The organism is Polynucleobacter sp. MWH-HuK1, assembly GCF_018881815.1.
Lineage (GTDB): Bacteria > Pseudomonadota > Gammaproteobacteria > Burkholderiales > Burkholderiaceae > Polynucleobacter.
Genome location: NZ_JACVPP010000001.1, coordinates 870,512 through 883,159, shown reverse-complemented (window position 1 = coordinate 883,159; position 12,648 = coordinate 870,512). Strand labels below are relative to the sequence as shown.

14 protein-coding genes are annotated in these 12,648 nt (G+C 45.9%); all 14 read right to left on the bottom strand.

Going from position 1 to position 12,648, the window contains the following annotated elements:
• Positions 1 to 5 precede the first annotated feature (5 nt).
• From ICE93_RS04565 to fliF, 14 genes are read right to left on the bottom strand one after another with little or no spacing between them, the layout of a single operon-like run.
• Positions 6 to 779, bottom strand: coding sequence for a hypothetical protein (locus ICE93_RS04565; RefSeq protein WP_216186000.1), 774 nt, complete (start codon positions 777 to 779; stop codon positions 6 to 8).
• Positions 769 to 1,551, bottom strand: a complete 783-nt coding sequence (locus ICE93_RS04560) for a flagellar biosynthetic protein FliR (RefSeq protein WP_216185998.1) — start codon at positions 1,549 to 1,551, stop codon at positions 769 to 771. Before ICE93_RS04560 ends, ICE93_RS04565 begins: the two co-directional genes overlap by 11 nt.
• A gap of 2 nt (positions 1,552 to 1,553) precedes the next feature.
• Complete coding sequence (locus tag ICE93_RS04555; protein WP_216185996.1) at positions 1,554 to 1,823, bottom strand: flagellar biosynthetic protein FliQ; 270 nt, start codon at positions 1,821 to 1,823, stop codon at positions 1,554 to 1,556.
• A gap of 5 nt (positions 1,824 to 1,828) precedes the next feature.
• Positions 1,829 to 2,530, bottom strand: coding sequence for a flagellar type III secretion system pore protein FliP (fliP, locus tag ICE93_RS04550; RefSeq protein WP_216188269.1), 702 nt, complete (start codon positions 2,528 to 2,530; stop codon positions 1,829 to 1,831).
• Positions 2,531 to 2,571: 41 nt separating this feature from the next.
• On the bottom strand, positions 2,572 to 2,889 hold the full coding sequence (fliO, locus tag ICE93_RS04545; protein ID WP_216185994.1) for a flagellar biosynthetic protein FliO: 318 nt from the start codon (positions 2,887 to 2,889) through the stop codon (positions 2,572 to 2,574).
• Between the two features lie 26 nt (positions 2,890 to 2,915).
• Complete coding sequence (gene fliN, locus ICE93_RS04540) at positions 2,916 to 3,293, bottom strand: flagellar motor switch protein FliN (RefSeq protein WP_216185992.1); 378 nt, start codon at positions 3,291 to 3,293, stop codon at positions 2,916 to 2,918.
• A gap of 42 nt (positions 3,294 to 3,335) precedes the next feature.
• Entirely contained in the window at positions 3,336 to 4,439 is a 1,104-nt protein-coding gene (fliM, locus tag ICE93_RS04535) for a flagellar motor switch protein FliM (RefSeq protein WP_216185990.1), read from the bottom strand.
• A 33-nt stretch (positions 4,440 to 4,472) separates the two neighbouring features.
• A complete protein-coding gene (gene fliL / locus ICE93_RS04530) occupies positions 4,473 to 5,225 on the bottom strand; it encodes a flagellar basal body-associated protein FliL (protein WP_216185988.1) in 753 nt (250 codons plus the stop codon).
• A 32-nt stretch (positions 5,226 to 5,257) separates the two neighbouring features.
• Positions 5,258 to 6,880: a flagellar hook-length control protein FliK gene (locus tag ICE93_RS04525; RefSeq protein WP_216185986.1), complete on the bottom strand. Its 1,623-nt coding sequence runs from the start codon at positions 6,878 to 6,880 to the stop codon at positions 5,258 to 5,260.
• 26 nt (positions 6,881 to 6,906) lie between these two features.
• Positions 6,907 to 7,353 (bottom strand): flagellar export protein FliJ, encoded by a 447-nt coding sequence (locus tag ICE93_RS04520; protein WP_216185984.1) that lies wholly within the window; start codon positions 7,351 to 7,353, stop codon positions 6,907 to 6,909.
• A gap of 16 nt (positions 7,354 to 7,369) precedes the next feature.
• Positions 7,370 to 8,758: a FliI/YscN family ATPase gene (locus ICE93_RS04515; protein ID WP_216185982.1), complete on the bottom strand. Its 1,389-nt coding sequence runs from the start codon at positions 8,756 to 8,758 to the stop codon at positions 7,370 to 7,372.
• The gene (locus ICE93_RS04510; protein ID WP_216185979.1) at positions 8,755 to 9,549 is read right to left on the bottom strand and encodes a FliH/SctL family protein; all 795 of its coding nucleotides are present in this window, start codon (positions 9,547 to 9,549) and stop codon (positions 8,755 to 8,757) included. Before ICE93_RS04510 ends, ICE93_RS04515 begins: the two co-directional genes overlap by 4 nt.
• The gene (gene fliG, locus ICE93_RS04505) at positions 9,536 to 10,633 is read right to left on the bottom strand and encodes a flagellar motor switch protein FliG (protein ID WP_216185976.1); all 1,098 of its coding nucleotides are present in this window, start codon (positions 10,631 to 10,633) and stop codon (positions 9,536 to 9,538) included. The genes ICE93_RS04510 and fliG overlap by 14 nt, the downstream gene beginning before the upstream one ends.
• 17 nt (positions 10,634 to 10,650) lie before the next feature.
• Positions 10,651 to 12,618 (bottom strand): flagellar basal-body MS-ring/collar protein FliF, encoded by a 1,968-nt coding sequence (gene fliF, locus ICE93_RS04500; RefSeq protein ID WP_216185974.1) that lies wholly within the window; start codon positions 12,616 to 12,618, stop codon positions 10,651 to 10,653.
• Positions 12,619 to 12,648 lie beyond the last annotated feature (30 nt).

Below are 12,648 nucleotides of genomic sequence, written 5' to 3'. Positions count from 1 at the left end.
TTTGTCTAATTTGAGGCAGCTTTTTTGGCTTTAGTTTTCTTTACTGGAGCCGGAGTTGGTGCCGGACTTTGGTCCGTCAAACTCCCGCCAGGCAATACATCGATGACTGGCGAACGACTACGCGAGAACATCCAATCGCATTTCATGAGTCCAGCCGTATCTTGCTTGCTTTCCAATGGGGTTGATTGCTTTAAAGCTACCTCGAGCGCCTCATCCGTTGGCGGAGGTGTAAGGTCATTACTAGTCGCCCATCTTAAAAAACGTTGGTACCAGCCTTGCTTAGGCATTCTTCCTGGATCAGCATAAAAATTAGCGCTACAGATTTGCAAGCGACGTTCAATTTCACTGGCAGCCATGTAGTAGCCATCCACCAAAATATTCGCCACACTTGTATTACATCTTGCCCAAGCTGCTAACTCAATCTTAGAGCCAGTAGTGCCGCCAGAGGGTTTCTCAGCAACCAACGCATTAATTTCACAAATCATCCTTTTGCCGCGTATTTGCAATTTTTTGCAAACATCCGCACCATTTTCCGCATAGGGATTGTTCGCAGTAGATGCTGGAAACGGATACTTCAATTCACAATCATCTGGTCCAGTTGGCGCTTGGTCTAATGAATTTTGATTAAGCTTATTCTTTTGAGCAGCACTCAGACCATCCTCTGCAGAGGCATTTGAGGGCGCCTCTGAATAGATCTGCGCCTGAACCAAGGGGCTAAAACTGATAACCGTAAGAGCCAAACTAGCTATGAAAATATTAAATGAAGGTTTACTGGACATTAGGAGCCTCTATGCCTTGGCGAATAAGTTGCAATGGATTTTCAAGAGAGCGCTCCAAAACGATTTGTAAATCTGGAAGAATCATAAATATAACCAAGAATGCTAAAGGAATGCTAACAGCAAAGCCTACAGAGAATAAATTCATCTGTGGACTCGTTCTTCCCAAAAAGGCCTGTGTTAGGTTAAACATCATATACACCAAAAGGATAGGCATTGAGAGAATGAGCCCCAATCGGAAGGACGCTGACACTAAATCCACAACCCCTTTTGAAGACCAAGCACTTGGCCAGGCACCAACGGGAATACTTTTAAAGCTTTGCAAAACGATGTCGATTAGCACTAAATGGATGTTGAGGGCAAAAGCTAGGGCAATCACAATCAGGCCCAAAAATTGCCCCACTAAACCTGAGTCTAAGGTTGGATCACGAAAATAAGTTGAAGCGAAACTAAATCCCGCCTGAAACGAGAGCACTTCCGAGGCAATATCAATCACCATAAAGCCGACTCTAATGACAAAACCAATAAAAGCCCCGATCGCCAACTCTATGATCGATGCAAAAAAAGTAATACTGCCTGGATTGGGAATTTGCTCACCACCAATTAATGGCATTACATAAAAAGCAAATGACAATGCTATTAATAGGCGAAACTGCATTGGAAATGTTCTAAAAGCAAACATAGGCGTAGTGAGAAACATCCCAAACACCCGCAGCGAGGCAAACATGAAGATTGCCATGTACTGCTCAATTTGCAGACCAGTGATGGTCAGCATGATTAATTTACCAAACCCGGTATGCGGGCGAAAAGTTCTTTTATATAGTCCAGGAATAACGACAAACTCACTGGACCAATTAACAGTATCACTATTCCAAAAACAATTAGTTTTGGGACAAATGCAACGGTTGATTCATTTACCGAAGTAGCAGCTTGCAAAATACCAATAATTAAACCCACCACCAAGAGCGCCATCAATATCGGGCCAGCAAGAATCCCAGCCATGCGCAGAGCCTGAAATACTAAATCGAGGATGACTCCACTTTCCATGTTGCTTAGTTAATGTAACTTTGCACCAGAGAGGTTGAAAGCAAAGCCCAGCCATCAGCTAAGGCAAAAACAATCAATTTCAGAGGCAAAGAGAACATCATGGGCGACACCATTACCATACCCAATGAAGTCAAAATGCTAGCAACCGCAAAGTCTATTACTAAGAATGGCAAGTAGATGACGAACCCAATCAAGAATCCCGTTTTAATTTCTGAAATAGCAAATGCGGGAATTAAGACTGTAAACGGTACATCTTCACGAGCTTCAATTTTTTTTCCATACAGCTTGGCAAATAGATTCAAATCATCTCGCCTCGTTTGCTTGAGCATAAATTCTTTGAGCGGTACTGAGCCTACCTCTACCGCCTGAGGAAAGCCCATTTTTCCGGCAGAATATGGTTGATAGGCATTTTTATAAATCGACTCAAATACGGGATTCATAATAAAAAGAGTCAGAAAGAAAGAAAGTCCAATCAATACGATATTGGGTGGCATGGTCGTTAAACCCAATGCTTGCCTGAGCAAAGAGAAAACAATCAAAATACGCGTGAAACTAGTCATTAAGACTAGCGCGGCCGGCAAGAAACTTAATGCAGTTAGTGCCAGTACAGTTTCAACAGGCACGGCATAGATTGTTCCGCCGCCACCTTGTTTAGCAGTCACAAGGGGTAGAGTTTGACTCCATGCAATTAAGGGAAATAACCCCATGATGGCTGTGATTGCAAAAGACCACCAAAAAATTTTGCGTTTCAACCTAATTTCCTTTTCACAAATTGTTTTAAATTATTTGCAAAATCGACATTAGGACTTTGTGGTTTTAAGTTCGCCACATCTTCTGGCTCCAACTCTGTAAGCAACGAAATTTGCGAAGGGGTATGTCCCACCACCAATATTCTATTGAGCACATTGACAATAATAATCCGCTCTCTAGGACCGAGAGCTTGCTGAGCCAAAATTTTGACATGCGGATTACTTGCCCGCATTGCGCTATCACGCTTTACTAAAAATGCTACTACCCAAATGAGAGCCGCCGCAAGTGCGAGCCAAATAAACGAAAAGAGCAACATACCTCCGACCGAGGAGCCCATTTTTGTTAGCGATTGATCTTACGAAGTCGTTCAGCAGGAGTCACGATATCAGTTAAGCGAATACCATAGCGATCATTGACGATCACCACTTCACCTTGAGCTACCAAACACCCATTGACAACAACCTCTAAAGGCTCACCCGCCAAAATATCCAACTCAATTACAGAGCCATAAGTTAAATTGAGCAGGTTACGAATTTGCATTTTTGCCCGACCTAACTCAACAGTGACCTGCACTGGAACATCCATGACCAAGTCAATCTCATTGAACTCAGCACCAGATTTGGCGCCATCCTCCAAGGCATTGAAAGTTGCCTTCCGCAATGAACCAGATACGTCAGTGCTGGTAAGTGATTTTGCTAAATCATTGTCATTTTCAGCCATGGGGATTCTCTGTTCTTCGCCTTTAAAATGCGTTAATACCAATTAAGCGTTAGGGCCATCTGGCATTACGCCATCAGCAACAGTGTCCATTGTAGCCTCAGAAGCAATAGGTGCCAGGTTTTCTGGATGACTTTGAGCAGCTTCAGGCAGTTGCTCATAAAGTTCGCCTTTTTCAGCACTGCGCATCATACTTGGTCCGAGACGGGCCCTCTCAAGCGGGCTCTTTAAGAATTCAGCAGGATGCTGGATTGTGCCTACTTTTACGGAATATCGGCCATCTTTAGTGCCGTATTGGCCTTTAATAACCGGCAAACCATCAACGTAAACAGTTACAGGGTCATTTATCTCAATCGGAATAATATCCCCAACAGATAGCGAAGTTATTTCCCGTAATAGCATTTGTTTTCGCGCCAAAACCGCTACAGCAGTAACCGGGGCCTCGTGCACTTGATCATTCAAAAGATCGGTCCAGTGCTGATCAGGCTCGGTAGCGAAGCCCTGCATGTTGTTATACAAAATACTCTTAACAGGCTCTAACACCCAAAAGGGGATGCATAAATCGATATCTCCTGGACGGCCATTAATTTCTATCGTGAATTTAGAATGCAACACCATTTCACCGGGTGATGTAATCTTGGCAAATCCAAAGTTGGTTTCTTGGCGCATGAAGTCAAATTTAATCTCATAAACAGACTTCCAGGCTTTTTCATACTCATTCAAGAAAGCGTCAACTAGACGACGAATGATCCGCAATTCGGTAGGGGTGTATTCGCGCAAGTTTAAGCGAGGCGCAAGACGCCCCTCCCCGCCAAACATATTATCGATAGCAATATAGACAACGCCGGGATCGACGATCCAGCAACCAACACCACGCAGCGGGCGAATGCCTACAATATTAATATTGGTGCGCTCAGGAAATTCATCTACGAACTTTTGATAGCTTTTTACAATCGGAAGATGCATTTGCACCTCGATTGGCGCACGTATCATATTAAAAAGGGTTAAACGAACTGCACGACTGAAACGCTCGTGAATGAGCTCCAGCGTCGGCATGCGGCGCCGAGCAATAATTTTCGATTTATCAAACATTGCACGCTGATCTTCAGCGTCAATATTCATCTCGACATTTATCTCATCTGCCGCCATGATTTCCTAAATGGACTTTCTAGGGGAAGTTGGTTATTGCATTACAAAAGAACTAAACAGCACTGCTTGTACTGGCAAATCCATCTCGGTGACGTTCCAAAATTCAGCAGCAGCCCTGGCAGCCTCTCCTGTAATCTTTTGCCCTGATGAAGTCTCTTTTGGCATAGCCCCAATACGCTCAAGATTCTGCATATCAGCGGTTCCCGGTTGCTGCTGCAAGACATAAATTGCGGTCAATTGTGGTGCAATTATGGAGTTAATCACCAGCGCAATTTCTCGAGCCATCATCACCTTGCCTTCAACAGTGGCCAATTCTTGCATTTGACGTGATGACAAAACAGTGATGATTTTGTCACGAATCACAGGCATGAAGTTTTTTATCTTACCTTCTGTTGAGGAATCATTCGTTCTCAATACAATTTTGGTTTGCAAGTAATGCTCACCACCACGCCCCGGTAAATTAACTACCATTTCCTCAAGAGGAATGTAGATAGGAGGCGCATTCTCTTTGCGTTCAGTGAGCTGTTTCTTGAGAATATTTTCTGGTCGTTTTGCCTCTTCTGCAAGACGATGCTTTTCTTCAGCGGCATGTTGGGTGTACATGTATCCACCAATACCACCAGCAATAACTACCACCAAGCCAATAATGACAAAAAGTTTGGTTTTACTCTTAGGCTTGGGAGCATCTTCAACGGCATCATTTCCAGCCGCAGGAGCAGGGGCAGCTGCCTGTGGGGCAGCAGCGCTTGGATCTAAAGTTGGTTCGACGCGCTCTTCATCAGCCATTACTACTCCTCTTTACTTAATGCTCAATAATATCAAGCATACAGGTGAACTGTACTGCTATTTTCCCTATTATCACCTGAACCGATAGAATTGACCGAGGCTACCGAGCCTAAGCCTCGAGTATCTGAAGAAAAGCTGGCGTAACCAGGCTGACGACTACCAAAAGATGCTTGATCACGCATATGCTGGGATTGAGTACCCTGTCTCAAATCAAGCGAGAGATTAAGACCCATTTGGGCGAACTCATTTTTAAGGTTCTGGCCGCCCTGGTCTAAGCGAGACTTCGTGGCATCACTAGCACCCTCAACTATCAAATGCGCTTGTCCAGCCGAGTTAATGCGCAAATCAATACGAATTGTTCCCTGCTCGGGAGGAGTTAACTCCAAAAGAATCCTGCCCCCGCCGGATTTAGCAGCACCCATCACTTCAGTATGCAAGGGGCCAGAAATAAGGGATACGTCTGAAGCTTTTAGCTCCATCCTTTGAGCCGAGGCTGTAGGATTGCTATCCAGTCGCATGAGACCACTGTTACTGTTTGCAGCGCTTAATACATTGAGATCTGCCTGAGCGAAATTATCTTGCTCGCTCAAATTTTCGATTTGGGTAGATTTAACTGATTCATTTTGCACCTTAGCAATTGCTGAGATTGCATCATCAATCAACCCGCCTGATTTAGGATTGCGAAACTTATCGTTAACTGCGTTCAGAGCAAGTGGGGTCTCTAATGTTTTCCCTTTTTGCAATTTTTCTGCGGCACTAGTTATTGCGCCAGGCACAACCTGAGCTTTGTTAGCTTCAGTCAAATTTTGAATAGTTGTTGCTTTTGTAGGATCAACCGTGCCGGCCTGAAGGGTGGCGTCACCCTGAACTCCAAGCAATTTAATGCCAGATGCTTGTTCGTTACCTTGATTAATGAGGCTAGTTAATTGAGTTTGAAGCTCGGGAGGAAGACTAATACCGTTTTTTTGAGCAAATGCCTGAATCGCACTTGCAATCTGAGCTGGGGTTTGGGTATTGGTCTGATTCAAGAGTGGGTTCTGAGGATTTTGTGCGGCACCACCTTGCAAGGACTGCAACAATGCCGCCACCTGACTTTGCATCAAGGCATCAGGGGACTGCCCACTCTCTTTCATTGCTTTTGTTAAAGCCTGGCTTATTAATGCTGCCTGCTTTGAGTCGATCTGTTGACCCATCAATGCCATTAAATCTTGGCTAGATCCCCCAGCAGCTTGTGCATTTAGATTGGCCATCAGAGCCTGAACAGTCATGGACTGGTTCGAGGACTCTCCAAGAGATGCCTTATCCAAGCTATTAGAGTTTGGTAACGCAGCATTCTGCACAGCCAAACTCTGCGCCAGTAGTTGAGCCATCAAAAGCTGTAATGGATCGGAACTTTTTGCAGTGTCTAAAGGATTTTGACTAGAAGTAGGCAAATTTTGCCCACGTGTCGCAACCGGCAAAGCATTTTGATTGGCAAAACGATCTGAATTGCCTCTCGCGTTAAGACGAGCCATCTGCGTTTGGTCTAAGGCTGCCAAGAAAGCTTCAAATCCACCTGATGAGGCAGAGCTGCCAGGCATAGAGCCAGGCTTAGCCATAGCGCTATTTGCACTATTAGCCGCTGCTTGCATCCGAATTTGACTTACTGTTGGCATAGCCTCTCCAAAAGGAACACTTCTTACTATGCATCTTTCGTGCCAGAATTGGCACTCAGCCTTCCAGCATAGCTATCCTCAAACTGATTCATCTCAGCTTTAGCCTTCTTTAGCCTGGCTTCGTGGCGTTTTTTTTCAACCAATTTTGTCAAACCGCGTGTGCGCATTCTTGCTTGGGTGGCAGTCATTAACGTCTCTTCGGAGGCTCTAGTAAGCCCCCGAATTTGACTATCCATCTCAACCGAACTTTGGATCAGTTTTTCCCTAAAAGCATTCACATCTTGAATAAAAGCGATTGGTAGACTGCCCGAAGTGGCTGCTAACATTTGCCCCTCATACTCTTTAGCGTATTCAAGCACTTGATTTTTAAAGGATTTTGTCTGATTTACCTGACCAGCAGCTCTTTTTGCCCTAGCCATTGCTTGATCCTCACGAATTTTTGCTAAGCGAAGTAATAGTTCGATGGCTGACATTTCTAGACCTAAATCGTTATTGAACCATTGGTGGCGCTATTTCAAACAGCAACTTCTCAGTCTGATCAATGGGAATTGCAACCTCCGCATCTTGTTGCAAAAACGCTTGTATTTTGGGCCAAGCTGCCAAAGCTGCATCCAAGTCTGGATCGGTGCCAGCAATGTATGCACCCATAGAGACTAAATCCCTGCCTCGCATATACCTACTATATAACTGCTTTAGACGACGGGCTGATAACAGATGCTCTTTTGAGACTACTTTTGGCATCACACGGGAAATCGACTTTTCAACATCAATCGCTGGGTAATGGCCGCTATCGGCTAATTCTCTAGATAGGAAAAAATGTCCGTCCAGGATTCCTCTGGCCGTATCGGCTACCGGATCATTCGTATCATCACCCTCTAAAAGGACTGTATAAAACGCTGTAATAGATCCATCAGGGTTAGCTCCATTGCCAACACGCTCAACTAACTCGGGCATTCTGGCAAATACACTAGGAGGATAACCACGCGCCACTGGGGCCTCGCCTAAGCTTAAGCCTATTTCTCGCAAAGACATAGCGTAGCGTGTCAATGAATCAACAATTAACACCACATGCTTGCCCTGATCTCGAAACCAAATCGCCACATCTGTGGCATAGGAGGCACCTTTTGATCTCGCTAATGGTGACGCATCTGCAGGGGCAGCAACCACCACTGCGCGCTTAAAGGATTCCGGACCTAAGGTGTCTTCACAAAATTCTCTGACTTCCCGGCCGCGCTCGCCGACAAGTCCAATCACAATCACATCAGCAACACAGTTACGCGCCAGCATTCCCAACAAAACACTTTTACCAACGCCAGAGCCTGCAAAAATGCCAACACGCTGACCGCGACCAACGGTTAATAATCCATTCACCGCCTGGATACCAACATCTAAAGGTTCATGAATCGGTGTTCGATCCAAAGGATTTAAAGTGCGCTGAATAAAGGGCGTAAGTTGCTTCTCGCCATAACCCTTACCATCAATCGGTCGGCCAAGGCCATCGACAACGCGCCCTAACAAGTCTTCACCAATCGGCAATGGGTCGCCAATGCTATTTGAGGTGTATCCACTTCCTGAATTAAATGGCGTGTTTGTTGGGTAAACCAGGGCACCAGGAGAAATACCATCCATTGCATCAATCGGCATGAGATACGTAATCGCACCATTAAAACCAATGCACTCAGCATCATAGGTTTTACCGCCAATCTCTGAAAGAATCGTAGCGCCAGCACCAATACTCATTGGCAAGCCCTCTACTTCCAGCACAATACCTGAGACACGCTTTAACTTTCCCTCGCGAATCGACAGTGGGGTCTCCAATAAATGCTGCTTGCGCATCTCTAACTGATTTGCCAATTCAGCAGGCTGCAAGTGACTCACTCTGGCTTTACCTCGTCATCCAATAATGGGGAATTCTGAGAATCATCTTGAGGGTACTGATTAGATAAATCGGGGTTGTCTTGATGACTCAGATCTTGATCCGCTAAATCTTGCTCTTTCTCATCTCGATCCAGACCAAGTGCAGCGCGAACCAATGCAATGCGAGCTTGCTTTCCTACATCAATTCTTGCTCCACTAACTTCTACGTATGCATGCCCTGGACTTATGTCTGCATCAACTAGGATGGTACAGTTAAATGGCAAACCAGGATCATCAACAATTTTCCTCCATATCTCCACCTCTTCTGCATTGAGACGTAGATAAAGATTTTCACCTGGACGAGGTAAGCGCATTAATGCCTCTTGAACTGCAGCAACAAATGGCGCTCGCTCCATAGAAACATTCGCAGCCAAACGTGATGCTGTTTCAAAAGTAAACTCGGTCAACGGCTGAGCGATAGCTTCCGGCATGCCCCTTAGGGCCTCAAGCAATTCACCAAGGGCATTTTGGAGTCGCCGAGTCTCAGTATCGGCATCAGCATAACCCTGCTCGTACCCTTCACGATACCCTGATTCTTTACCTTCTTTGTAACCGGCATCACGACCCTCAACAAATCCTTGGTTATTTCCCAGCTCATATGCTTCTTTGAATGCCTTCTCGCGAATCGCTTCTACCTCCTCTACTGTAGGGTAAAGGACAGGGGCAACCTTGGGGGGCTTTGGGGGCTTTGGAGGATCAAAGGAGGGAGGCTCCCACCTCGTCAGCAAAGAGTCCTCATCAGAGGAAGGCATCGGCTGACTTACCCCTTTCCATAATCATGCGGCCTTCTTCTGCCAAGGTACGTGCAATACGAATAACTTCTTTTTGCATCTCTTCGACTTCTTGCACCTTGACGGGTGGACGAGTCTCTAAGTCTTCGCGAACGCCATCGGCAGCACGCTTGGCCATATTCTTGAACAACTTTTCGCGTAGCTTTGGACTTGCCCCTTTGAGGGCCATAACCAAGGTTTCTTGAGGAACTTCCAAGAGCAAGGTTTGCAAAGAACGATCTTCGATATCGTTGAAGTCTTCGAACACGAACATCTTCTCTTGAATAGCATCAGCCAATTCAGCATTGAAGTCATGGATTGTTTTAAGGGCTTGCTTATCAAGGCCGCCAGATAGCATATTAAGAATTTCGGCAGTAGGCACTACACCACCAACAGTACTGCGACGGAAGTCAGCATCTGGACCAGCAGAACGTGACATAACTTCGTTCAATTCTTTCAGAGCTGCAGGTTGTACTTTTTCTAACAAGGCGATACGCAAAATCAGTTCGTTACGCAAATCATCTGGGAAGAGCTTCAACACAGAAGCTGCTTGACCCGGCTCCAAGAACACCATCACTGTTGCCACAATCTGAGGATGCTCACCCTTAATCATTTCATAGAGCACATCCGGCTCCATCCGCTTAAGCGTCTCAATTCCCGACATATCGAGAGTCGACTCCAAGCGACCGAGCAAGTCAGAAGCTCCTTCTGCACCCATAGCCTTAGTGAGCATGTTCTGCATGAAATCATCGGTATCAAACGCCACATGAGAATTATTCTGAGTGACATCCTTGAATTGCCGCAGAACTTGTAGCACTAAATCACGACTCAGAGAGCGCACGACTGCCATTTTCCCAGAAAGTCTTTGCACTTCAAATGGTGTCATTGTTCGCAAAACATTTGCAGCTGATTCAGCACCAACCGCGAGTAGCACAACGGCAGCACGTGAAGCACCATCAAGCTCTTCAAAGGTTAAAGCACCAGTTTGAGTGGCGCCTTTTACACCCTCTTTTAAGGCCTCTGCAATCGAAAGGCTTTTCGGTGCTGCTACATCTTCATCAGCCATATTTTCTACTCTTTACCTCAACCTGCAGCTGCTGCAGCTGCATTGGCATTATTAGTTTTTTCCGCATCTGCAGCTAACCACTCTTTAAAGATACCAGATACCACTTTAGGATTCTCGGCAACAAAGTCTGTCGCGTACTTGAGAAGCGAATCATATTCGTTCTTCTTCTCTTCTTCTTGACGATGACGCTCTTCTTCCATGCGTTTTTTCTCTTCTTCAATCCGCTGACGCTCTTCTTCTTCAGCAATCCGCTGACGCTCCTTCAATAGCTCCATTTCCATACGCCGTTTCTCGCGTAGTTTTGGATCCATTTGGGCCATCTCAGCTTTAATCTTCTCGTCAAACTCTTCTTCAATACGCTGCTCTTCCAATGCATCGTCAACTTTCTTCGGAAAGAGTAATGGCTTCACTACGCCAAAGAACATAATGCCAAGCGAACCTAAGATGATGGCAAATTTGAAGAATTCTTTACTAAGCTCAATAACACCAGGCTGCTTATAAAACGCTGGCTCATCAGGCACTTCAACCTTAAAGGGAATGTTAGCTACGCTCACGCTGTCACCACGCTTCTCCGTGTAACCCACAGCATCACGAGCAAGATTATTAATCTGATCTAACTCTTTAGCACTAAATGGCACAGGCTTTAATGGCTTACCATCTTTATCAACACCAGTAGGCTGTTTGTAATTAACAACCACTGCAGCAGACACCCTTCTGACCTTGCCTTTCTCAGACTTAATTCGCTCAATCGCGCGATCAAGCTCATAGTTCACCGTCATATCTTTTTTGATATTGCTTGCTGATGAACTAGAGCTCGAGGGTGGTGCGTTTAAATTTTGTGGGCCAGCGTTAGCTGCAGCACCCCCCGGCGCCGCAGCACCTCCCGGCGCGTTAATTGGAGCTTGACCAGGGGCTGGAGGTTGGTTTGTAAGGGCGCCAGGCACACCAGATGCTGATGAACCTGGTGTTGCGGCCTCATTACTCTGCTGACTACGAATCGAGGACTGGTTCGGCGGAGAATTTCGACCAAACGTTTCTTCAGTGCGCTCCAACTCTCCAAAATCCATATCCACCGTAACTTGCGCGCGAACATTCTCCTTACCAGTAACAGGTTCCAGAATGGCTTGCACGCGCTTTGAGAGTGCGCCCTCTAACTCAGCCACATATTTAAGTTGATTGCTATCAAGACCCATTAAACGCTGAGCATTCGGGGCCAACAGACTGCCCTCAGCATCCACAATAGTGACGTTAGCTGGACCCAAATTAGGAACAGACGACCCCACCAAATTGGTAATCGCAGCCACTTGCTGCGCATCCAAGAAACGACCGGGATGCATGGTCACAACTACTGATGCGGTGGGCTTTTCTTGCTCCCGCATAAAAGCAGTTTGTTTTGGAATTGCTAACATTACCCTAGCTGATTTAACCTGCGCCAAGGAGCTGATGCTGCGAGCCAATTCACCTTCGAGGCCGCGCTGATAATTCACCTGCTCAACAAATTGGCTGGTGCCCATTTTTTGGTTTTCAAGCAACTCAAAGCCAACGTTACCTGCTTTGGGCAATCCTTGACCAGCCAAGCGCAAACGGGTTTCGTAGACGGCTGATTCGGGAACCAAAATTGCAGCCCCGCCCTCCGTAAATTTATAGGGCACATTCATTTGTTGCAAAGCCGCCACAATGGCTGCGCCATCACGCTCATTTACGCTAGAAAAGAGCACCCGATAGTCGTCTTTGCTCCGCCCGGAAAAAGTAACAAAAATCAATGCGGATATGAATAGAAATAAGGCAGCTGCAACAATGAGTCGTTGCTGTAGTCCCAGCGCTTGAAAGCGCATTTGGAGCTCCCCTAATTTTGAAGGGAGTTTTACCTTGCCCGCACGCGGGCCTGATGCTGGAGCAGCTGAGGAAGCGGTATTAGAGCCAATATTGACTACCGCCGCATCCTTTTCGCTTCCCTGTATTCCGGGCTGTGCTTCTTCGCTCAATGGCTCATTTCCGTAAAATCAGGCAAAAAT